Origin of the sequence: Niabella drilacis (assembly GCF_900101395.1) — a bacterium.
Classification (GTDB): Bacteria; Bacteroidota; Bacteroidia; order Chitinophagales; family Chitinophagaceae; genus Niabella; species Niabella drilacis.
In genome coordinates, this window is the sequence record NZ_FMZO01000005.1 from 164,632 (window position 1) to 190,357 (window position 25,726).

9 protein-coding genes are annotated in these 25,726 nt (G+C 52.3%); all 9 read left to right on the top strand.

Going from position 1 to position 25,726, the window contains the following annotated elements; translation table 11 throughout:
- Positions 1–143: 143 nt before the first annotated feature.
- The 9 genes from BLS44_RS11060 to BLS44_RS11105 all read left to right on the top strand — a co-directional run bounded on the left by BLS44_RS11060 (position 144) and on the right by BLS44_RS11105 (position 25,723).
- Positions 144–2,423, top strand: a complete 2,280-nt coding sequence (locus tag BLS44_RS11060; protein ID WP_090390127.1) for a hypothetical protein — start codon at positions 144–146, stop codon at positions 2,421–2,423.
- Positions 2,424–2,719: 296 nt separating this feature from the next.
- On the top strand, positions 2,720–5,242 hold the full coding sequence (locus BLS44_RS11070; RefSeq protein ID WP_143019734.1) for an alpha-amylase family protein: 2,523 nt from the start codon (positions 2,720–2,722) through the stop codon (positions 5,240–5,242).
- A 935-nt stretch (positions 5,243–6,177) separates the two neighbouring features.
- Positions 6,178–8,607 carry a glycosyl hydrolase family 95 catalytic domain-containing protein gene (locus tag BLS44_RS11075; RefSeq protein WP_090390130.1) on the top strand — a complete coding sequence of 810 codons (2,430 nt, stop codon included), beginning with the start codon at positions 6,178–6,180 and terminating at the stop codon, positions 8,605–8,607.
- Positions 8,608–8,920: 313 nt separating this feature from the next.
- Entirely contained in the window at positions 8,921–12,904 is a 3,984-nt protein-coding gene (locus tag BLS44_RS26515) for a beta-galactosidase (RefSeq protein WP_176954386.1), read from the top strand.
- Between the two features lie 102 nt (positions 12,905–13,006).
- Positions 13,007–15,496: a glycoside hydrolase family 2 TIM barrel-domain containing protein gene (locus tag BLS44_RS11085; protein WP_143019735.1), complete on the top strand. Its 2,490-nt coding sequence runs from the start codon at positions 13,007–13,009 to the stop codon at positions 15,494–15,496.
- Positions 15,497–15,642: 146 nt separating this feature from the next.
- A complete protein-coding gene (locus BLS44_RS11090) occupies positions 15,643–17,526 on the top strand; it encodes a glycoside hydrolase family 97 protein (protein WP_090390132.1) in 1,884 nt (627 codons plus the stop codon).
- 462 nt (positions 17,527–17,988) lie between these two features.
- A complete protein-coding gene (locus tag BLS44_RS11095) occupies positions 17,989–20,664 on the top strand; it encodes a hypothetical protein (protein WP_090390133.1) in 2,676 nt (891 codons plus the stop codon).
- Between the two features lie 70 nt (positions 20,665–20,734).
- Positions 20,735–23,344 carry a glycoside hydrolase family 3 C-terminal domain-containing protein gene (locus tag BLS44_RS11100; protein WP_090390134.1) on the top strand — a complete coding sequence of 870 codons (2,610 nt, stop codon included), beginning with the start codon at positions 20,735–20,737 and terminating at the stop codon, positions 23,342–23,344.
- Positions 23,345–23,395: 51 nt separating this feature from the next.
- A complete protein-coding gene (locus BLS44_RS11105; RefSeq protein ID WP_143019736.1) occupies positions 23,396–25,723 on the top strand; it encodes a hypothetical protein in 2,328 nt (775 codons plus the stop codon).
- Positions 25,724–25,726 lie beyond the last annotated feature (3 nt).

Below are 25,726 nucleotides of genomic sequence, written 5' to 3' on the forward strand. Positions count from 1 at the left end.
GGCATCCCTGTTCTGGAAAAGAACAGCAATGAAGTACGGGTTTCGGGAGCATTCAGCAGCGCCACCGCGCCTAAGTTGGAAATTGAATTTAAATCAGCGGGCACTGCGGAAATAGTGAGCCGCTAAAAAAAGAACAGTATCAAATGGACCGACATTATTTAAAACGGATTTTACTTTCAGGCGCGCTGGCGCTGACCGCATTGCATCTTTGTGCCCAATGGGATTTTAAAACCGATTATTTTAAGATCCGGATCAGCAACAGGGGCTTTATTACCAGCATGAAAAACAGTACGGTCAGGCCCCAGCGCGAATTTAGCCCCGCAAACCGGCCTTCGCCGCTGATGCAATTGTATGACGGCGTCAGAAAGATCTACTATGAGCCGGTAAAAGCATCGTATAAAGCAACGGAGCAGTTATTAACGCTAACCTATACCAACGGGTCGGTAGCGCGTATCCGGATCGCCCCGAAGCAAAAGTATTTCAGGCTGCAATTGCTGTCGCTTTCAAAGCGGGAGGGCATCGAAGCGATCCAGTGGGGATCGTATCATACCAGCATCACCAACCTGATGGGGGAAATTATCGGCGTAGCACGCGATACCAGTGCTGCGGTAAATTATGCCATCGGGATGCTGGCACTCAATGATAATACCCTGGGAGGGCAGGCTACCACGGTAGGCGATGCCGCCCCTTTTCAATACATCATTCACACACCGGATACAAAGCGCTTTCCCCTCCCGGATTCGCTGCACGAAGGCCAGGTGTTCAGCCTGGGCGGCAACGGGATCAGCGATGTAGCGTTCTATGCGCATAAAGAGCCCTGGTACCGGATCCTTTACGGCGATGCCGCACAGATCGATAACGCCGGGCGGATCTCAATCTCCTACCAGTCGCGCGACCGCTCCAAAAAGCGGGAGGTGTTTTTTTCATTGATCCCGCATATGCCGGCCAATATTCCCAATCATATAGATGTACAGCCCCTGCCGGGCGTGGATTATATCGGTTCATCGGTAGCCCTGTGGGGCAGCCCGGACAGCACCGCACTGATGGATGTGATCCGGAATATTGTATTGGCGGAAAAATTACCTTACCCTACTATTAATGGGAAATGGGTAAAGGATCCGGCAGCCTTTGTGCCGGATGCAATGACCGCAGGCAACCTGAACGACAGCATCATCGCGTATACCAGCCGGCTTGGCTTTAAGGCCATCAGCCTGTACGACCAGGGGTTTATCCGCCCCGACCGCGGCAACGGGGGCTATATCGACGGAAAACATTTTGAACGGAAGCCGATCAAAATGACGGCGGGAAATGTATCGCATAAAGCGTTTTCGGAACTGGCCGCAAAGAAAGGGATCATCATTGGCCGTACGCCCATTACGAACGCGCTGGCCCCGGGCACCATGGATGCCAGCCCGGTACCCAGCGATAGCCTTTGCTATCAGCAGAAACGGTTGCTGGCCAGGGGCATCAGTACAACGGATACCGTCATCATCGTGGATGATCCCCGGTACCTCGAAGAGATAGCCAGCTGGGAAGGGCATGCAGCCAGTTTGAATATGATAAAGATCGGCAAGGAGCTGATCCATTATCTGGGCGTATCGGATAAAGTACCATACCGGTTGCTGAATGTAAAACGCGGTTACTGGAAAACGACGCCTGCCAGCCATTCCGCAGGAGATACTGTTTATAAGCTCCAGGTAACGATCAATTACGGGTATGATGGTATTATTCCCAATATGCAGCTGCAGGATGAAATTGCAAAATACTATGCCGATCTGTGTAAGATCAACGGCCTGGCTTACTATGATTTTGACGGGCAGGAATTCCTGTTTAACAATGGCCATGGATATTATTCAACGAAGCGGTTCTTTCATAAAATGTTTGAGCGGGCAAAAGTGCTGGGCGTACCATACATTCGTTTTACGGGTGCTACCCTGTCGGAAGGCTCCTGGCATTACCAGAGCATCTGGAATGTGGGCGGTGGCAAAAACCTCTATGATGCGGACACCCGGGAATGGGGCAGTACCACCAGCCAGGGTAAGGACCTGCGGGATGTGACCTATGCCAATTTTTTCCCGGTTGGCATGGGAGGCAATTTCCCGATCCGGAAAAATTCAACAGTAGAACAATACGAACATGTGCAGGCGATTTCTGTAGGGGTAGGGACCACCTACAGCCTTACGCTGAACCAGAAAGATGTAGAAGCCTGCCCGCAGAAGGATGCCATCTTCAGCGTGATCCGTACCTGGGAAGATGCGCGGGCTGCCAATGCCTTCCCGCGCTGGGTAAAGACCCTGCTTTCGGACCCTGCCAAAAGCTGGCGGCTCGAAGCGGGCGCCGGCAAAAATACCTGGACTTTATACCAGGTGGTGAACGGGCGCAAAACACAGCCCATTGTGCTGCAAAGAGCACCGGGGTATTGATGATTGCCATAGTGGTACCTTTACCGGCCGGGGTTTGGATAAGGGATCCCGGCGTATTGGTTGAAACCTTCTGCAGCGGATACCCTGTGGATCATATACGTAAAGATCACCTTTCCTTTAATGGGCTTCGGCGGGCCAACGGTGAAATTGCTGATGGATCGGTGCGGGAAGGACAGGAGGCTGGAAGGATCCTGATATTTATACCACGGAAAGGAATCCGTAGCGGGGGGAGCTTAAAAATAACCGGTAATTCAGATTGTATATAAATGAAAAAAAGATTTCCATTTTTCTGCTTGATGACCAGCGTTTTCACCAGCGTTTTTTGTTCAGCGCAAAAGGCGCCGGCTGCCCTGGAGCTGCGTATAAAAAACGACCAGGTACAGCGGGTGCTTCAGTTCGATGGCAAAGTGTGGCGGACCACGCGGTTCTTAAGTGGCGACGGCACTGCGGTGCTTGCTGTAAAAAGCGAGGAGTTTTTTATACTGCCCATGAATAGCGATGCAGGGCTTACCCTCAGCAACTTTACCGCGGCGGAACAACCGAAGCGCTATTCAAAAAAAGATACCAGCTTTTGCGAAATCGCTTACCGGCCGCTGTCCGATACCGCCGGTCCGCACCGCCTGCTTATCACGTATTTTGCGGTAAAAGGCGAACGGTTTATCCGGAAAAGGATCCGGATCCTCTATGATCATCCGGCAACGGTGGACCGGCTGGAAGTAGAGCGTTTTATAAACGGCGATGCACAGTGCGGTGGGGGCCGGGGGGAGCCGGTGTTTATCAAAGACCAGTGGTTTACAGGGCTGGAATACCCGGCGGGCTATGCGCGCTGTAAGGATGGCAATACCCCCAAAAGTTACGGACGGTATTACGATGCCGTGGGCAATTACAGTTTTATAGACCTGGAGGGAAGGGATATAGAACCCCGGGGAACGGAGGGTATGGTACGGCTGATGCACTTTCCCGGCTATGCTGTTGCCTCCGGGGGACATTATGAAATTCAGAGTAAAACAGCTGTGACCGGTTTTGCAGCAAACGGGATGGATATTACCCGGGCATTTATGCGTTACCTGGAAACGATCTGGAAAAAGCCGCGTTCTTTTGTCAACTACAATAACTGGTTCGATGCATCGGCCAAGGACCTGCGGGGCGATCGGTTTGTAAATGTGTACAAAAAATACAAGGCCATCATTGAACCTTATGGGATCAAAATTGACGGGATGGTCCCTGATGACGGATGGCAGGATCGCAACAGTATCTGGAAGCCTTCACCAAAATACTTTCCCAATGGCGATGCGGACCTGGCAGCATTGAGCCGCAGGCTCAAAGCGGAAGGCACCCGCCTGGGCCTATGGTTGTCTATCAACAATTACACCAGCAATATCGACTGGGGGGTGGGCAACGGTTATGCAGAGGCAAAACGAAATAAATACTTTTCCCAATACGGCCGCTATTACAGCCTGTCGGCCACCAAATATAAGGAAGAGATCCTGCAGCGCGTACCGGAACTGGCCCGGAAAGCCGACCTGGTCTATTTTAAACACGATTTTAATGATCTCTGTGATGCAGGGGAGGGCAACAACCATCCGCCCACAGAGCGGCACGGGCATGAAGCCAACCTGGATGTGGCATTGCAGGTGCTCACCGCAACCCGCAAGGCAAAGCCGGAGATCTTCCAGAACCTGACCAACTGGATTTGGTTCTCGCCCTGGTGGCTGCAGTATGCAGATTTTTTATGGATGCTGGCGGGTGATGACGGTATTAATGGCAATACTCCGGAATTATCCCGCAAAGCCATGTTCACTACCGACAGGGATACTTATATCTGGCGTATGTTCGGGAATCCTGCGGACCGGCCATTGGTTCCGGTATCGAGGCTGATGACCCATGGCATCCTGCAAACATCAGCGGAGGAAAAAGATATCTCCCTGCAGGACTGGGCCGATTATGTAGTGATGCACTACGGCCGGGGCACTTTATTAAAGGAATGGTATATTTCGTTAAATGCCATGCGCCCGGAGCTATGGAAAGCGCTGGCCGGTGTGCAGAAATGGGCCGGGCAATATGAAAAAGAACTTAATAATACCGTGTTTGTAGGCGGCCGGCCGGACGAAGGGAATGCGTATGGCTATATAGGGTGGAACGGGGCACGCGCCATATTAACCGCACGGAACCCCTCGGCAGCAACGCAAACGCTGACCATTCCCTTTAACAGCAGTACCGGATTTTATGGCGCCCCTGGCCAGTCCTATAAAGCCCGGGTTACCTATCCTTATGATGGCGGGTACCCGGCAACTTTCGAGTCCGGGAAAAATATCACCATAGCGCTTCCCGGTTATGCAACAATGGTGGTGGTGCTTGAGCGGGGAACAGCGCCCCGTAAAAAAATGCCGGACCCTTCTTCGATCTCTTTTCGTACCTCCGTCGATGATGCCCGCGTTGCAGAAACCCGGGTAACTGTGCCTTCTGATATAAAAGGCCGCTGCGAATTGCTGGTCATTGGTTATCCCGCCCTGCCTGCCATATCCATTGACGACAGGGCGCTGGTGCCTCAAAAAACATCCCGTGCCAAACTCAATAATTTTGCCGGCTATGCTGTTGCCGGCATGAAAAGCAGTAAAGCAACCGACTGGAATATGGCAGGCTACGATCTTGCACCCTGGCAGGGAAAGGAGATCCGGATCAGGTATGCAAAAACGGGTCAGCAATTTGAATCCTTTGTACTGGTGGAGCAGCGGGTACCTGCCGCAGCGGCAGGCGCCCGCAATGATCTGCCGGTAACCGGCAACGATGTACGGCGGCAAACGGTTCAGTTATATTAAGGAAGATGATAGCAGCGGTCGGCAATCAGAATTAAGATTCCCTATGCATCAAATTAAGAAAACCGGATCTAAGGGACCGTATTGATCAGGGCAAACGCATCTGGCTTTAGTCCCGGTCAGCTCCTGGGAGGACGTTGTGTTTGTGGCAAATGTGTTGGTTTGATCAACCCTGCTTCTTGGGAGGGTCGTGTTGCTTGACCCTGCCGGTATTACGCGGCTCCTGCAGGAGCCGGGGGGCTCTCTTTAAGATCGTGCAACAAACACGGTGCACTTACAGTGCCGGATCTTGTTCCTGCTTCATCCTTTTCAAGCAAATCAGATGCGTTTGCCTCGCTTCAGCCTGCATGGGAAATGCATCTGATGGCAGGTCTGATCCGTTCCATAGCAGGCTCCGTGTTTATGTGGCTCCTGACAGAGCGGCTTTCTCAATGCTCACAATGCAATAAACACACCGCATCTCCGGCATCCGGATCGTCATACGCCGGTTTGACTATTCCAATTATAAACCGGTTCTTTGATTGATCCCGGAATTTTATATCAATGTCGTTTCCTTAAGAGGATCCGGGAAATTCTTTGGGTGCAACCCTAAAAGAGTTGCGCTTTAATAGCCGGGGGTGTAACCGCCGGCCCGTTTGCGATAGAGGGGCATTGAACCCTGACGGGGTTCAACGGGTATCCCGGTGCTTAACCACGCATTTCACGTACAGTTCACCGAACGCCCCTTTTCAGGATGCGCTATAAAAAACAGGAGTGCTTCTAACTAATAAAGCCCTTGGAAACAGAACGTCTCTTTCATAAAACAGGATCTTCCTATTCCGAATACATAGGGAAACGGCAAAGGATTTCATATATACAGGTTCCTGTGTTCAGATTTTCCTATTTTCAAACCCGGTACTTTTGCCATTAAAAGAGTGTTGGGTCAAAATTGTTTGCATTTGAAAAAGTTTTTTACAGCCGCGTTGCTGGGCGCCGGCTTATTTATTTTTACCGGTTATACCGGCAGCGCGCAGGAGCGCAGTATTCCCGTAAAAAGAGCAGGCATGCTGCCGGGGCGCTGGACCGCCTGGTCAAAAAAGCCGGCCCTTGCCTGGCAGGATGCTTTTGTTACCGGTAACGGGAGTATAGGCGCTATGCATCTCGGCGCTCCCGGTAAAGAGCGGATCATTTGCGTACATGAGGAATTATTTTTGAGGGCCTGGGGCCGCAACAAGATCGCTGTGGCGGATATTGCCGGGCTGTTGCCGCAGGTACGCCGGATGGCGGAGAACGACAGCTTAACGGAGGCCGCCCGCTTTGCAACGGATGCTGCCCGCAGACAGCTGGAAGCCATGGGTGCACCGCAGGCCTGGCCCGTATCGCCGCATCCGGCCTTTGATCTTAATATACAAACAACAACCTTTGGTACAGCCGGTGATTACCGGCGGCAGCTGAATATGGAAACGGGGGAGTCAATGATCCGCTGGAGGGATGATAAGGGAGAAGTGGAGCAGGCTGTTTTTTCTTCGCGGGCAAACGATGTGAACGTGCTCCGGATCCGCGGGTTGGGAGCGCGGAAGCTGAGCGTATCGCTGAGTCTTGATGAAACGCCGGGCAGGACCGGGCAGATCGATGGAGTGGACATCAGCAAGGCTTTTCGTTCCATAAATTCCGAAGCTACGGATGACGGCTGGATCCGCTATCATGCGCAGTACACCAATGATCCGGGTGGTTATGAGGGAGTGGCAAGAGTAACATCCGTTGGGGGACGCCGTACCCGTAGCGGCAGCCGGATCCGCATTGAAGATGCAACGGAGATCCTGGTTGTTTTACGCATCACGCCGCTGCAATATGGCAACACATCACAGGCCGTTCAGGTAAAGAATGAACTGAACAATTTGTCATTGCACTATGAACAGCTCCTGCGCCCGCATGCAGCCCTTCATGGCGAAATGTTCCGGAGGGTGGTACTGGACCTGGGCGCGGCCGGCCAGTGGGCCGGCACACCAACGGAAGAGATGCTTACCCATGCAGACAAAAAAGGAGTTACGTCGCTTTTCCTGGAGCAGCTGCATGCCATGGGGCGCTACCTGCTGATCTCCTCCTGTGGTAAATACCCGCCTCCCCTGCAGGGAATATGGGGTGGTGGCTGGCGGCCGGCCTGGAACGGAGGCTTTGTATTTGATTCCAACGTAAACCTGGCCATAGCGGCAATGTCGACCGGCGATCTGCAGGAATGTGCGGCATCCTATTTTGGCTATGTAGAACGCCTGCTGCCCGCCTGGCGGCTGAATGCAAAAAATTACCTGGGGTGCAGGGGCTTCCTGGTGCCGCATTACAGCGATCCGGAGCGTGGGTTCTTAAATCACTTTGGTACCGACTTCCCCTGGATGTACTGGCCCTCCGGGGCAGGATGGAACCTGATGCCTTTTTATGAGCATGGAATGCTGTTGGGCGACACGGCTTTTCTGCGCACGAAGGTGTTGCCGTTGTACGGGGAGATGGCGCAGTTTTATGAAGACTACCTGGTAAAAATGAAGGACGGCTACTACCACATTATCCCGGGTATATCACCGGAGAACAACGTGGGACACCAGTCATCCAACCTGGCAAAGGATTGTACCATCGACATCGCCGTGGCCCGGGAGGTTTTTGAACACCTGCTGGTACTGGGCAAAATGTTTGGTGCAGCCAAACAGGATATGGACCGCTGGCGGCACTATCATGACCAGATGCTGCCTTACCGGGTCAATGCAGATGGCGCCCTGGCAGAATGGGCTCCGGCCGGCTACCCGGATAACTATGCGCACCGTCATAACTCTCATTTATACCCTGTGTTCCCGGGAACGGAGTTCTTACAACCCGGCGCCAACCCGGCATTGCTGCAGGCGGCGCGGGTAGCCCTGGACAGGCGGTTTAAGTATGATACGGAATCAGCCCATGGCCTCATCCATATCTCTTTAATGGCTGCAAGATTGCAGGATGCGGACAAGGTCATGGAGAACCTGAACCGGTTTGCCCGTCGCAAATATGTTTACAGCGGGCTGGTTACCTCCCACAACCCGGACCATGCCATATATAACCTGGATGCCGTGCTGAGCCTGCCGCGGCTGCTATCGGAAATGCTGGTTTTTTCGCAGCGGCAGAGGATCCGGTTATTGCCTGCCTGTCCCGCCGGACTTCCGGAAGGCCGGTTGTCCGGTATACGGATCCACGGCGGGCACAAACTTACCGTTTCCTGGGCAAAGGGAACGCTGAAGCAGGCTATACTGCTGCCCGGCAAAAATGATGTTTGCACCATCACTTATGGCAGGCTCAGCAAAAAAATAAAACTGGTTGCCGGTCGCCGGATCCTGCTCGATCAGCAGCTGAATATACGGCCGCTTTAAAAAGCACCCTGGTCGGTTTATACGGGAGCAGGCGGTCTTTACGGGGAAAAAAATAGAACAGGTATACCATCAATCATTGGTCAGAGTGCCTTTTCATCGTCCGCAGGCCGGCAGCCCCGGGGCAAAGAGACAGGCGCTATCAGGAATGATGCGGGCTGCCGATACGGGGAATAAACGCACGCTGTACTGCCTGGGCAAAAAGAGCATCGGTTTTGGTCAATATTGCATCAGTAAGGGTGCGGACATATTCGATAGTTTTGGCCCCTTGCTGCTTTAGCAGAACGGTTTAGACGCTTAAAAACAGGACATACGCATGAAACGCAGTGCAGTTACTTATTTTGTATTTTTTTTATTAACCGGGATCATGGCTATGCCCGTGCAGGCGCAAAAACAGGCGTCACGGGGTGTATGGACGGCAGATAACGGTAACGGAACATATAAGAACCCTTTTTTATGGGGCGACTGGCCGGACCCGGATATTACCCGGGTAGGGGATACCTACTATATGGTTTCCACCAGCATGCATTATGTTCCCGGCTGCCCGGTATTGAAATCAAAGGACCTCGTGAACTGGGAGATGGCCTCCTACGCGGTGGACCGTTATGATGAGGATCCCCGTTATGACCTGCAGGGTGGGGAAATGTACCTGCGGGGCTCCTGGGCCGCTACCATCCGGCATCATAAGGGCCTGTTCTACGTAGGATTCTGCACACCCAACTGGGGAAAAGAAAAGGGACAGTTCTCCATGTGCACCACAAAGGATATAAACGGCCCCTGGAAGCGTACCGTGTTTCCTGAATACCTGTATGACCCGGGTCTGTTTTTTGATGATGACGGAAAAGTATACGTGGTACATGGCCAGCATCATTTATACGTAACCGAACTGGCTGCGGACGCGCTTTCCGTAAAAGGGGAAAAAAAGCTGATCTGGGATAAAGGTATCCCGGTGCCGGATGGATCATCAGCACCCGGGGGAAACTACGGTATGGAAGGATCGCACGTATACAAGATCAACGGGTATTATTATATCACCTGCCCGGCTGGCGGCACGGAGGGCTGGCAGGTATGTTTGCGCAGTAAAAATATTTACGGGCCTTATGAAAGTAAGATCATCGTACAGGATGAGTCTTCGTATCCCCGGAACGGGTTGCACCAGGGTGGCATGGTACAGGTGCAGGACGGGAGCTGGTGGTTCATCATTATGCAGGATAGGGGGCCCATGGGCCGTGTACCGCACCTGGTGCCGGTTGTATGGAAAGAGGGTTGGCCCATGCTGGGTAAGAACGGGGAAGGAAAAGGCGTGGTGGTACATACAAAACCCCGCACCGGCAAAACCTACCCGGTACAGACCCCTGCCACATCCGATGAATTCAGCTCAAAGCGGCCCGGCCTGCAGTGGCAGTGGAACCATAACCCGGATAATGCAAAATGGTCGTTAACAGAACGCCCGGGTTATTTACGGTTGAAGGGCGGCTACGCCAAAGACCTGCTGGGCGCCCGAAACTCCCTGTCGCAACGCGTGCAGGGACCCGCCTCCGCGGCAATAACGGAACTGGACTTTAGCCGTATGAAAGATGGTGATGTGGCCGGTTTGGCCGTATTTGAAAAACCCTATGCCTTTGTGGGTATTGAGCAGAAGGGCCGGGCGCGCCGGCTGGTGATGGTCAACAATGGAAGAACCATCGACAGTGCAGTGCTGCCTCCGGCCAGCCGGGTATGGTTAAAAGCGCAGGCAACGGATAAAGGATTTATTGCAACCTTTTCTTATAGCTTCAACGGGAAGGAATTCCACCCGCTCGGTAATGAGCTGAAGATGGGACTGGGACTTACATGGACGGCCAACCGGTTCATGTTGTTTAACTATAATACAGTCCCTGATGCCGTACCGGGTTATGCAGACTTTAACTGGTTTCATTTTACAGGAAGTAATGAGCTTCCGGTGGTGAACGACCGTATCAGCTATAACGGGGATTGTATGAAGATCGACGGAAAGGATGTGTTTATTTACAGCGCGGCCTTTCACTATTACCTAACTCCTCAGCAATTGTGGCGCGACCGTTTCCGGAAAATAAAAGCCGCGGGTATGAATACCGTGGAAACCTATATTCCCTGGAATATTACAGAACTGAACATGCCTTCCGGTGTGGCGGATCAGTCGAAATTTGATTTTTCAACCTTGAAGGCCTATTTAAAAATGGCTTCGGATGAGTTCGGGCTTTATGTGATCGCCCGCCCCGGGCCCTTTATCTGCGCGGAGTGGGCCGGGGGTGGTTACCCCCGGTGGCTGGCAAAGTTCCTGCCCAAAGATATACCGGATGCATTCTGGCTGCGCAGCAATGAGCCGGAGCATGTAAAATGGAGCCTGCACTGGTTTGATGCGGTCAGCAAAGTACTTGCGGGCTACCAGCTTACCCGTAAGCCGGCGGGCAGCAAGGGGGTTATTATGGTGCAGATCGAAAATGAATACAACGCACATGGAGCAAAGGGTAAAGACCAGTTTCTGAAAGCGCTGTACCATTCCGTGCGGAATGCAGGCATTAACCTCCCCGTATTTACCTGTTTAACCAGCGAAACCAGGGGCAGCAGGGATCCCATATTGAAAGAAGTGTTTGACACGGACAATTTTTATGTGGGATTAAGGGAAGCGCCCAGCTGCGCCCAGCGCATCATGTCCCTGCGCAGGCGTCAGCCTCATGCACCAGCCTTTGTTACAGAGTTGCAGGGCGGATGGTTTTCTACAACAAAGGGAAGTTTAAGCGAGGATAATTATTCGGATTACCGGCATTACCGCGCTATTACTTTAATGTCGATCCTGGGAGGCGCTACCGGCATCAATACCTATATGTTTGTAGGGGGCACCCATTTTGCAAATTGGGGAGCGCGCGGGCAAACGGCTACCTATGATTACAATGCGGCCATACGCGAAAATGGAGCCCTGAGCAAAAAATATGAGGTGGCCCGGTCTGTAAGCCGGTTTATACAAACTTACCAGGATCAGCTGCTGCACAGCAGGGGCGGGCCCTGCAGCATTACCGGCGCGCCTGCCGGTGTTTATGGCGGGGTAAGAACAGCCGCCGATGGCACCCGTTTCGTGTTCCTGCACAATACCCATCCGGACAGTGCCGCATCAGGCACCGCAACATTGATCCCCGGTTCAACAGCGGTTATCAAAGATCCGATCTACAATATTGACCAGAACGGGAACAAGGTGCTGATCAGTGCCGGTGGAGATACTGCCCATAAATTAACGGCAGGCTTGCCTACCTTCGATATCGCATACCAGCTGGACGGGCTGGCCACCAAAGTGCTGGTGATTCCACCGGGAAAACAGGCTGCCGAGGGCACCTGGTGGTTTGCAGATCCGGTAAAGGATCCCGTAGTAAAGAACGATCCGGTAACCATCCGCATAAAAACAGTTTTGAAAAGGGATGAGGATTTTAATGTGGCATGGAAAAGGATAAACGGGCAATCGCTGCCGGAACTCAATATCAACGATCCGCGGTATGTATTGTACCGCTCTACTCCGGTGGTTAAAGACCCTGCAGCCTTTACACGGTTGTTGTTCAATACCTATTCCCGGGATATTATCAGCGTGCAGGTAAACGGGAAGATAGCGCCCCGCCTGTATCCCTCCGATAAATATGCGGCGGAAGCCACCCGCAACCTCGACAAATCTTTTGCCCGTATACGGCCGGATGAATTTGATAATGCCTTTGACATCAGCGGACTTCTTAAAAAAGGAACGAACGAGATCATTGCCCTGTATGAGAATATCGGCCATGAGCATGGTTATGTACCAATGGAAGAACTTTGCGGTATCCGCCGGGCCGGCCTGGCCGATACCCTTGCGGCCATCAGCCAGGAGCTGGACTGGCAGCTGGGGGCACAGCTTTCCGGTATACAAAACGGGTGGACGGGTGGTATGGTCGCAAATGCAGGCTGGAAGACGGTTACGCTGGACACCGGAATGGAAATTCCAAGAAAGGGCAACAACCTGCAGCCGAAAGGGAAACAGGAGGCACTGATGACCTGGTACCGCGCGTCTTTTGCGCTACCCGCTTCAAAGGAAGCGCAGCAGCACACCTGGAGGATGCTGATCAATGCATCGGGCGTGGGTGATATTTACCTGAATGGGCACAATATCGGCCGTTATTGGGAAGTGGGCCCCCAGCGGGAGTTTTACCTGCCGGAATGCTGGCTGAAGACAGGCCCGGGAGCAACCAATAATATTACCATCGGTCTGCGCCAGACCATGAACGGCGCGGTATTGAAGGCGATGGAGATCGCGTCGTATTAAGCGCCACGGCAGTGATGCTTTGTTTGGAGTAGGTAAAATAATCAGTAAACGATCTACAACGGATACCTGTAGCCGGTGTCCGGGGTATTAAAAAAGGATTTTATGCAATATAAAAAAGGTTGTTTGTTCATAAGTGCCTTGCTGTTGTTACAGGTGGGTTTTGCACAACGCAGTTCTTTTAACGGCAACTGGCAGTTCATCGGCCAGGAATATGTTTCCAAACAAAAGATCGATTCATTTCGCCGGCTGGGTAATAACTGGAATGATCAGTTCCTGACAGAACAGACCAACGTGACCGATACAGCAATAACCGATGGTGCAAAGGACCTGGGGACACAGCTGCAGGACCTGGGGCAAAGAGCCTGGCAGCAGGTAACGCTGCCACATACGGCATTCCCCGAACCGCTCGTGATTGTGAAACCGAGGGAGGGCATCGCCTGGTATAAAAAAACATTCCGCGTGCCGGCGACTAACCGCGGGAAGTCTGTGTCTCTTTATTTTGAAGCTGCCATGCAGGTTGCAGATGTTTGGGTAAACGGAACCTATATAACCCGGCATACGGGGGGGTATCTTCCTTTTGTGATCGACATTACAAAGTTGATCCGCTTTAATACGGATAACACAATTTATCTGAAGCTGAACAATAAAGCCAACCCGGTAGTGCCCCCGGGCAAACCGGTGGAGAAGCTGGACTTTATCTATTACTCCGGTCTGTACCGCAGCGTATGGCTGGATGTAAAGGATCCCCTGCACATTACAGATGCGGTAGCGGCCAACCAGGCTGCGGGTGGCGGTATCTTTGTTACCTACCCGCAGGTAGGAAAAGCGCAGGCCACTGTGCAGGTACAAACGCATATCATCAACGAATCTTCAACAGCACGCAGGTTCACAATAGAGCAGGTGCTGTTGAATAAACAGGACCAGGTGGCGGCCCGTGCAGTTGCTCCCGCCAGCAACCTGGCTGCAGCAGGCGCTGCCCACTATGAGCAGCAGCTTACCGTTGTGCACCCGCAGCTCTGGCATCCGGATCATCCTTACCGGTACCGGCTAAAAACCATTATCAGGTCCGGCAGTAAGATCGTTGACGAAAGAATAACCCCGATCGGCATCCGCAGTTTTGAAATCACCAAAGAAAAAGGGCTGCTCATTAACGGTGAGCCCTTTAAGATCGCCGGCACCAACCGGCACCAGAGCTATCCCTATGTGGGCAATGCGTTGCCGGGCAATGCCAGCTACCGGGATGCCTGGCTGATAAAGAATGCAGGGATGAACGCGGTGCGTACCGGTCACTATCCGCCCGCCCCGGCCTTTATGGATGCTGCAGATGAACTGGGGCTGCTGATCATCAACTGCATCCCGGGATGGCAGTTCTTCAATCGTTCCCGGGCCTTCCAGGAACATGTAATGGAAGACATCCGCCAAACCATCCGGCGCGACCGGAACCATCCCAGCGTACTGCTTTGGGAGGTTAGCATAAATGAAGCATACCCACCCGCCGAATTTCGCTGTTTGCAGGCCGCAGTGGCCCGGAGTGAATGGAAGGGTAGCGCAAATTTTTTTACCAGTGGTGACTCCTATTTCACCAAAGCCTGCTGGGATGTGCCTTATGATGACTGGAACGGGGACCCGGGTGCACGGAATAATACCACCTATCCGGGTCATGCATTTTTGATCCGGGAATATGGCGACTACGAATTTGGCGGTGGCAACAGTACCACGCGTAAAATACGGGGCGATGGACAGGATGCCCTGCTGCAGCAGGCATGGAACCTGCAATGGGAGCATAATAAGAATCAAAAAAACTATCCGCGTGCCATCGGGGATCTTACCTGGGCTTTCTTCGACGGGTTGGCCGGTGCCGTGGTGGGGATAGAGGGCTGGGGCGTGGCAGATATTTTCCGCATCCCCAAATTTTCTTATTCATTCTTTCAGAGCCAGCGCAGCGCTCAGCGCTTACCCGGTGCAGCCGTTGCAACCGGGCCCATGGTTGCTGTTGCGCATTACTGGCAGGCGCCCAATAAATGGAAGAATGTGCTGGTGTACAGCAATTGCGATGAAGTGGCCTTGTATGTGAACAACCGGCTTATTGCCCGGCAGCATCCCGATGCAGGCCCGGAAACAGGCCATGGCACCGGTTTACCTGACCGTAACCGGCCCTTTAACGGAGGTAATGCCAATTACCTGCCGCATCCGCCCTTTACATTTAAGGATATAACCTTCCATGAGGGAAACCTGCGGGCGGTAGGTTATATCAATGGGAAGGCCGTTGCCGTTAAAGAACTCAGTACCCCCGGCCGGCCGCAAAAACTGCGCCTGGAAATAGGGGAGAATGGCAGGCGGCTGAAAGCACGCACCAACGACCTGGTTTTTGTATATGCAAAGATCATGGATGCAAAGGGCAACCTGGTGGTCAATGCTACCCCCGCCGTTACGTTGAAAATAAATGGGAATGCCACGCTGGAAAGCCCTGCTACGGTTCAGGCAGAAGCAGGTATCGCCACCTTCCTGCTCCGGACCACGGAGGCCACGGCCCAGCTGGGAATAACGGTTCAGGCAGCAGGGTTGCCGGGGATAAAGCAACGGGTGTTTTAGAAGGAGCCGCCGGAACGTAGGGCTGGCTGGGCAGGCGGTACTTACAATAGGGAAACCTTGCTATTGCGGTTAAATCAGATCTCAGGCCTCAGCAGCAAAAAATAAAAGTATTCAGCGCTTCAGAATCTTCGTGGAAAAATAACATTATGCGGAATAAAAGTCTTTTCTTCTTTTTATTATTGGTTACTGCAACAGCAGCTTTTGCCCAAACCGGTACGGTATTAAGATCGCCCGACGCTAAGATACAATTCAATCTTTTTGTAACGGATGGCAGTATCAGCTATACCGTATCCTACAAGGGAAAAGAAGTGGTCCGGCGCTCGGTGATGGGGGTAGATGACTGGCAAACGGGGCTCACCTGTTATGCCGTGCGGTCGCAATCAAAAGACACCTGGTGGACGCCCGTTTACGGAGAACGCAGCCGGGTGCGCGACCGGTACCAGGCAAAGATCTTCAGCTTCAGGAAGAAGAGCGGCTCCCGGCAAACCATGCAGGTAGAGGTGCGGGCGTATAACGAAGGCCTTGCATTCCGCTACAGTTTCCCAAAGAGCAGTTCCGGCCCGGCAACGGTCAGCATCCGTAAAGATTTTACAGCGTTTGAACTTCCGGAAGACACCCGTGTATGGTTTACCGATCATGCGCAGGGGATCTATCGTTTGTTGCCGTTAAATAAATGGCCCTCGCAGGCCGAGCGGCCGCTTACCGTGGAGTTGAAGAACGGGTTGTACGCAGTGCTGGCTGAAGCGGAAGTAGTCAATTATTGCCGTACAAAATTTATGCTGGACCCGGCACAGCCCAATACGATCGCCTGTTCAATGTATGACCCGGTGGTACTGCCCACACCGGCTGCAACGCCCTGGAGGGTGATCATGATCGCGCAAAAGCCCACAGAGCTGCTGGCAAACAATGATCTGCTCCTGAACCTCAATCCGCCCTGCGCTATTAAAAATACCAGCTGGATCAAACCCGGTAAGGTAATGCGGGAAATAACGCTTTCCACAGGCGGGGCAAAGGCGCTGGTGGACTTTGCTGCAAAAAGGCACCTGCAGTACATTCATTTCGACGCGGGCTGGTACGGGCATGAATATGATACTGCTGCCGACGCTACCAGGGTAAGCGTAGATCCCAAACGGAACCCGGTCAACGACCTGGATATGCAGGAAGTGATCCGATATGCAAAACAAAAAGGCGTTGGTGTGTTCCTGTATGTGAACCAGATCGCCCTGGCAAAACAACTGGATGCATTGCTTCCCCTGTACCAGAAATGGGGCGTGGCGGGTATCAAGTTCGGTTTTGTAAATGTGGGCTCCTTTAAGTGGACCCAATGGCTGCATGATGCGGTAAAGAAATGTGCGCGGTACCAGCTGATGGTAGATATTCATGACGAATACCGGCCCACCGGTTTTAGCCGTACTTATCCCAACCTGCTGACACAGGAAGGAATAAGGGGCAACGAGGAAATGCCGGATGCCAATAACAATACCATATTGCCGTTTACCCGTTTTTTGGCCGGGGCAGCTGATTATACCATTTGTTATTATCACCGGCCCGAGCTCAAACCCAACCTGGCGGCTACTCAGAATGCCCGGGTATTAAAAACAACCTCCGGGCATCAAATGGCATTGTCCGTGGTATATTACAGCCCGCTGCAATTTATGTACTGGTACGATAGGCCGGAAGATTCGCAGGATGAGCCCGAACTGGAATTCTTTGACCGGGTGCCTACGGTATGGGATGATACCAAAGTGCTGGATGGAGCCATCGGGCAGTACGTGACCATTGCCCGCAGAAGCGGGAACGAATGGTTTGTGGGCAGTATCACCAACAATGATGCCCGGGATATAAAAATTAATTGTTCCTTCCTGGCGCCGGGCAAAAAATACATGGCTTCGGTCTATTACGATGATCCCGCATCCCCGGTACGTACCCGTATGTCCATTAAACGGATACCGGTTGATGCATCAACCGTGCTGGACGCCCCGCTGCGTCCTTCAGGGGGGCAGGCCATCTGGATCCGACCGGTGAAGTGATCCGGTTGACGGTACCGGTTTTTTCTGCGTAGCCGGGATCGCGTTTAGGTTTTTAATCGCCCCTGTGTACCGCTTCTCACTGATTATAGACCGTTTCTTAGCCTGAAATTCCTGATTGATAGTTGATTACTGAAAGGAGTCCCGGCTGGTAAATGGTCTCCTCAGTTGCCCCATTATACGGTACACATGGACCCGGTCTTCGCCTGATACCCCCGGGGAGTTAAAAAAGCATCAGTCTTTATCAATCCTGTGTATTCCTGTTGATCGGGAATGGGATAATTTTACCACTTGTATCAGTGCCGCAGAAGGCTAATGGAAAGCTTGAGCCGGACAGCTCAATGGAATGAGAATGAAACGATACGTTGCTATTGCGGTAATTTTTCTTAATCCGGGTTAGCGCGTGCATGATGCCATTTTAAGTGATCCCTTACCCGGTGCTACAACCATAAAGAACCAGTAAAAATGAAGAAGACGGGGAACGAAGCCGCAATTCAGGAAAAGAAAGTATGGATATACCCTTCCAGGCCGCCGGCAGACCGGGGGCGGGTTCCTTTTTTGGTGCTTCCGGGAGACAGGACCAGGAAGAAGTCAAAAAAGCCGGCAGGAGGAGCCGCAGCGGTACTGGTGCTGCTGGCGGTGCTGTTATACAGCGCGCCGGCTGCAGCGCAGGCCATCCGGTTACAAACACAGTATGCAACCGTTACCATCAGCAATAAAGGGTGGATCACTTCCATCAAAAGCAGGGGCTCCGGCAGGGAATACTGCCCGGCAGGCCAGCCTTCGGCATTAATGAGCCTGTACAGCAACAGGCAGTACATTTTGCCTGAGGCTGCTAAAAGGGAAAAGAACGGCCGGCTTGTTCTGTCGTACCCCAATGGCTCACGGGCAACCCTGCAGCTGGAACAAAAGCAGCCATACCTTAAGTTTAAATTGATTGAACTTACTCAAAGAGATCATATTGATAATATTGTGTGGGGGCCCTACAAAACAATTATATCAAAAAAAATTGGAGACCTGATCAGTGTGGTGCGCAATGATGATTTTGCGATCGGGATGCTGGGGCTGGATGATAACACAACCAGCGGCCCGCCCACAGAAGGGGATATGTCCTTTATGTATTATTACATTCACTCGCCCGATCCTCAGAAATACCCGCTTCCGCCACATTTGAAAGAGGGGCAAACCTTCAGCATCGGTGGAGATGGGATCAGTGATGTGGCCTTCTATTCGCAGCCGGAAGAATACTTCCGGATGAACTATGGCAATGGCGCGCAGCTGGAGCCGGCTTTTGGTTCCAGCATCTGCATGCATTCCCGTAACCGGCTTAAAGAGCAGATGATCCGCTTTCCTTATTACCCGGATAATATAGATGGGAAAGCCAACTCGGCCCGCTACCAGCTGGTAACGCCCACCAATGCCGGTTATATCGGCTCATCCATTGCTTTTTATGCCTGCCCGGATATGCAGGGGCTCAATACGATCGAAAAAGTAGTGCTGGCTGAGGGGCTGCCGCATCCTACTATCGATGGCAAATGGATCAAAGATCCCGCCGCCTACCGCCCGGATATGGCGTGGTGGGGACCGCATGACAGCCTTGCTTCCTATGCCCGGCAGCTGAAGCTGACCAGCGTACAGGACGAAGGGCTGGGCGAATATTACCCGGACCGGGTGCAGCCCTGGGATGGAAAACGGATCACCCTGAACGGGAAAAGAGATATTCCTGTTCCGCAATTTGGAAAAATGATGCAGCAGCAGGGTATCCGGTATGGGTTGCATACCCTCTGCGAGTTCCTGCAGCCGGGCCGCAACCGGGATGTGGCGCCCGTGCCCAGCGATAGTCTGGCCATTATGCAGCGTACCGTTCTTACAAAAGATATAGGCCGGGAAGATACAGTGATCACTGTTGCCGATACCGCTTATTTTAATGAATTTGGCGGCTGGGAGGGCAATCATACCAATGTGCTCAAAATAGGAAAAGAGCTGATCGAGTATGACGGTATCACGCGCACGGCGCCTTACACCTTCCTGAAAATAAAAAGAGGATTTCATGGTACGGCCCGCGGATCCTACAAAGCCGGAACTACAATTGTAAAGCTGCAGCCGAACTGCTATCATGGCTTTGCACCGGATATGAACCTGCAGGACGAATATGCGGGTTTTTACGGCAAATGGCTGGCCGATGGCGGGATGGACTATATCGATTTTGACGGGCTGGAAAGCTGTGTGTACCAGGGGCACGGCCAGTATTCGTTCAAACGCTTCTTCCGCGGTCTTTTTGACAGCTATCAACGTAATGGCGGCCGTTACCTTCGGGTAATGGGCAGCGCCATACAGGAGGGCTCCTGGCATTATATGAGTGTGTGCAATGTGGGCGGGGGTGATCATATGTTCAGCCCGGTGCTGAATAAATGGGGCATCGAAGGAAAAGATATGCGGTATGTATTTGAAAGCAGCTATTTCCCCGCAACGTTTGGCATTCAGAGTTACCAGGCAGACTGGAGCCTGTATGACGCTGAGAACCTGCAGGCAAAATCTATTGGCTGGGATGCTACGTATATGCTGGGCTTAAGCCAGCAAACGGTAGAAGCCAGCGCCGAAAAGAAGGCCATCTTCAGTGCCTACCGCACCTGGGAAAATGCCCGGGCTGCCGCTGTATTTACAAAGGCGCATAAAGAAAAGCTGAAAGACCTGGATTATAAATTCCATCTCGAACAAACGGGTGCGCGTTCCTTCCTGTTGTATCCTGTTAAAGAGAACCGCTTCCGCGATCTGGCTTATACGGTAAACGGGGCGGCACTGCCTTTGCAGAATGTTTTTGAAGCACAACCCCTGGAGTTCTCCATTAAAATGAATATGCCTAAAGAAGTAACTGTTGAGGGATTAAAAATGATAACCCCGGGCGGGCAGGAACTGACGGTGAATAAAACACTTTCCGGGGGGCAGTACATTATTTATAAGAACGGACAACTCTATCATGCAGACCGGGGCCGAAAATTACTGGACATCATTCCGGTAAATGAGCCGCTGCAGATCAGCAGGGGAGAAGGCCGGTTTAAAATAAGCGCACTGCATGCCGGCAGCGAAAAAGTAAAAATGGAACTGGTTGTGCCCGTTATCGGCAAACCCGAAAAAATTTAAGAAAGACAAGGGGCTTCAGTCAGATTCAATGTCTTTATACCCCCCTTCTCCATACAACAACAATAATATAATGTCAATAAAAAAAATAACTTCCGCGCTCATTGCCATCCTGTCTTTAGGAGCATCCCATGCCCAGGATTACAAACAATATCCCATGTGGAATGCCTCCCTTCCCATGGAGCAGCGGGTGAAGGACCTGGTAAGCCGGCTTACGCTGGAAGAAAAAGTAGCGCAGATGCTCAATGCGGCCCCGGCCGTTCAGCGTTTGGGCATCCCCGCCTATGAGTGGTGGAATGAGATCTTACATGGAGTGGCGCGTACACCTTATAAAACAACGGTCTTTCCGCAGGCCATCGGTATGGCGGCTACCTGGGATACCGCTGCCCTAAAGCAGATGGCCTATTATTCGGCACTGGAAGGCCGGGCCATCAACCATCTTGCCGTTACGGAAGGCAAAACCGGCGACCGCTATAGAGGACTGACGTACTGGACACCCAATATCAACATCTTTCGTGATCCCCGCTGGGGCCGCGGGCAGGAAACCTATGGTGAGGACCCCTATCTGACCGGCAAACTGGGCGCTGCATTTGTACGGGGCCTGCAGGGGAATGATCCCAAATACCTGCTGGCGGCGGCCTGTGCCAAACATTATGCAGTGCATAGCGGCCCGGAAGCATCGCGGCACACAGATAATTTTAATCCAACGCCCTACGATCTTTGGGATACCTACCTGCCTGCCTTCAGGGAGCTGGTGGTCAATGCAAAAGTGGCCGGGGTAATGTGTGCTTACAATGCAGTATACAAACAACCCTGCTGTGGTAGTGATCTGCTGATGAGCGATATCCTTCGCAACCAATGGAAGTTTACCGGTTATGTCACCAGTGACTGTGGCGGTATTGATGATTTTGTAAAAAGGCACAAAACACATAAAACAAATGCAGATGCTTCGGCCGATGCGGTAATGCACGGTACCGATGTGGAATGCGGTAACAATGTATACCGGTCGTTGGTGGATGCGGTAAAGACGGGACTGATTTCCGAAAAACAAATTGATGTTTCTGTAAAACGGTTATTTACCATTCGCTACCGGCTGGGGATGTTTGACCCGGCAGATAAAGTGCCTTATGGGCAGTTGCCGATGAGTACCCTCGAAGCACCGGAACACAAAGCCCTGTCGTTAAAAATGGCGCGGGAATCGATCGTGTTGTTAAAAAACACAGGAGTGCTGCCGCTGAGTAAAAAGCTAAAACGGGTAGCCGTTATAGGGCCCAATGCAGATAACCGTGTTGCCTTGCTGGGCAATTATAATGGGTTCCCCACGCGTATCGTTTCCGTTCTTGAAGGTATCAGGGAAAAGCTGGGCCCGGACGCGGAAGTGATCTGGCAGCCGGGTGTAGGGTATACTTCAGATACCATCTTTACACCGGATGTGGAAAATGGGTTCTTTCGTTACGAAGGCCAGCCGGGCTTTGAGGTACAATACTTCAATAATGAAAACCTGGAAGGGGCGGCTGTTCATACAGGCAGGGTCGCTGCGGTGAACTGCTTTTTCAGCCAGGGACAGGCGCCGGCGGCCGGCGTTAGCGCCGATCACTATTCGGCCCGTTACCGCAGCAGCTTTACCGCAGCTGCCGATACCACACTATTGTTCCAGATGGAAGGTGACGATGGTTACCGCCTGTTTATTAACGACAGCCTGGTGGCAAATTCCTGGAAAGGAAGACTGGGGGTGCGCAACCTGAAATGGAACGTTCAGAAAAACAAAACCTATAACCTGGTTTTAGAATACCGGCAGAACGAAGACGGCGCCTTTATGCGCCTGCAAAAAGGAAGTGACAGGAAGGCCGATATGCAGGCAATTGCCAGGCAGGCAGCGGCAGCAGATGTGATCATCTATGCCGGCGGCATTTCGCCGGAGCTGGAAGGTGAGCAGATGTGGGTGAACGCCAAAGGCTTTAATGGCGGCGACCGCACTTCCATCCTGTTACCGGAGGTTCAGACAGAACTATTGAAACAGTTAAAAGCAACGGGAAAACCCGTGATTTTTGTAATGCTTACCGGCAGCGCCATCGCCGTGCCCTGGGAGCAGCAGGAGCTTCCGGCGATCCTGAATGCCTGGTATGGCGGGCAAAGTGCCGGTACAGCTGTTGCCGATGTGCTGTTTGGCGACTATAATCCTTCCGGGAGATTGCCGGTAACTTTTTATAAGGACGATGCTTCTCTTCCCGACTTTAAGGAATATGCCATGGCCGGCCGTACCTACCGGTATTATACGAAGGAAGTATTATATCCCTTTGGCTGGGGGCTTAGCTATACCCGGTTCAAATACGCCGGTTTAAACCTGCCTTCGAAAATTACAAAAGGCAGGGCAGTACCTGTATCCGTAACGGTAACCAATACCGGTGACCGGGACGGAGAGGAAGTGGTTCAGCTGTACCTGTCTTATGCCGGCATCAGGGAAAGGGCCCCTCTAAGGGCACTGAAGGGATTTCAGCGGGTCTCGCTGAAAAAAGGGGCAGCAGCGGAAGTGAAATTTCTGTTGAAGCCGGAAGACCTGGAACTGATCAGCGACGCTGGTAAAAGTTATATACCCTCCGGAAAACTCACGATCAGTGTGGGAGGGGGGCAGCCGGTGGCTGCTACGCCGGGTTTTGTGCAGAAAACGGTATCGGTACAATGATATCATACAGTGACGCGGTGCATGACGCCTCATGCCAGACAAACATTAGAAATGAAAGATAGTCTTCGGTATTTATTTTTTTTGGCCATCGGATTAGGCAGCTGGTTTTGTCACAACGCCGGTGCGCAGTCGTTTGCTATGGTAGACCGATGGTTAAAACCTCTGAATGGCCGCCTGCAGGTAAGTATCCGGAAATATGAGGGTACGGCGCTTACAGAGGAACATATTGCTACGGAGCAGCAGCCCGGCCTGCCGGATGGATGGCAGGTGCAGTTAAATGTGCGGCCGGTTAAAGATACTCGGGGTGTGCTGGATATCACGGCTGTCTTCACGCTGACCAAAGGAATATCCAGGGCAACTGCGGTAAATGTGGATTTTGATTTCAGCGGCTGGAGCAGGAACAATTACGTACTGGTACCGGCCATTGTATACAATGGCAACCGGTACTCCGCTATCGGCAACGGTTATAACCCGGATTACCCAAAGGATCTGTATTATAATCCCAGGGTACCCCTCACCATCTCCAATAACCCCCGCTTATCCATAGAACCGGGAAAGGCTTCACTGGTTGAATTGCAGACCGGCAATACAGCCACACCGGCGCTTTGTTATTATGCACCGGCAAAGCAGAAAGCGTTTATGGTACTAACAGAACAACGATCGGCATATGGCAATCATGGACTGACGATTGCAGAAAATGCTGCGGGCGATCAATGCCGCTTTTCCATTACGGCCCCGGCAATGCGCCGGCAGGCCCCTGGGTTTGGCGACTTTCATCCCAGCGGCGATAAAGCACCGGATTGGAAGGCCGGGGATCAGTTAGCCCTGCATTTCAGGATCTGTATAATGCCTGCAACCGGCATCCCGGACCTGCTGACCGGGTTTATGAGGCACCGGAAGGATATCTCCGGTCCCAACCAGCCGCGCAACTGGCTGCCGATGAGTTATTATGCCGGGCTGGCCACCACTATTACCAGCAATAATTTCCGGGCATTTCCCGTAGGCAGCTATTATCTCCCGGAAAACAGTAAAGACTTTCAGCTGGGATGGGTAAGCGGTATGATGAATACCTACCCCATGCTGGCATTGAATAATGCAAAAGAGCGGGCAAGGGTGGCAGCGGAACTGGATTTTGTAGTAACGAAACTGCAGGGCAGGAGTGGGTATTTTTATGGGGGGATTACAGCTGATGGAAAGATCCGGCCGGAAAAAATGAATCCCGCTTTTCCGGAAGTGCAGGCCATGGTACGTAAGAACGCGGATGCCTTGTTATGGCTGCTAAAACACCTGATGCTGTTGAAAGCGCAGGGATACGAAGCATCAGTCAAACCAGGATGGGAAACGGCGGCAAAAAAACTGGCAGCGGCTTTTGCCCGTACCTGGAAGCAGGACGGACAATTTGGACAATATATTGCACCCGCCACCGGCAGGATCGCTGTTTATAATTCTACAGCAGGAGCCATTGTTCCCGCCGGGCTGGCCATCGCATCGGGGTATTTTAAAAATAAAGAATGGTTGCAGGTTGCTAAAGAATCCGCTGAATATTACTACCAGCGCGATGTGGTAAAGCAGGGGCTTACCGGCGGAGACTGCGGGGATATTTCAATGGATGCCAATTCTGAATCGGCCTTTGGTTTCCTGGAGTCCCTGATGGCCCTCTATCACTATACCGGTGATAAAAGCTGGCTCAGGAAAGCAGAAGTACAGGCCGCATTGTGTGCATCATGGACGATCTCTTATGACCCGGTTTTTCCGGCAGGTAGCCAGATCGGTAAACTGGGAAGTAAAATGGCCGGTGCTGTATGGGCCAGTATCCAGAACAAACATGCGGCACCCGGTATCTGTACCGCATCGGGCGACTACCTGTTCAAACTGTTCCGGGCAACGGGCAATCCTTTGTATGCGGACCTGATCAGGGATATCCAGCATGCACAGGCAGAGGCGGTGAATATACCGCCGGATCATATGACCACCAACAACCTTGTGGGCAGTAGTATGGAGCGTATACAGCCCAGCGACGCGGAAGGGAAGGGGGCTATTGGCAACTACATCAACACCCGGAACTCCTGGACAGAGACCAACGGGGCATTAATGGCAATAGAGCTGCCCGGTATCTATGTGCAGCCGGATAAAAAGGTAATACGGGTATTTGATCATGTGGAGGCGCGGATCGTAAAAGCCGGAAAGGAAGGGATAACGCTGGCGGTTAAGAATAACACCAGGTATGATGCATCGGTATCTGTGTTTGCGGAAAATAGCAGGCAGGCGGCAAAACCCCTGTCGTATACGGCATTTACAGGTTGGCCAAAGGTGGCTGTAAGGGCCGGTGGAGAAGTTCTTGTACAGATAGGGCAAAACGGCAAGCTCTTTATACATTAACGG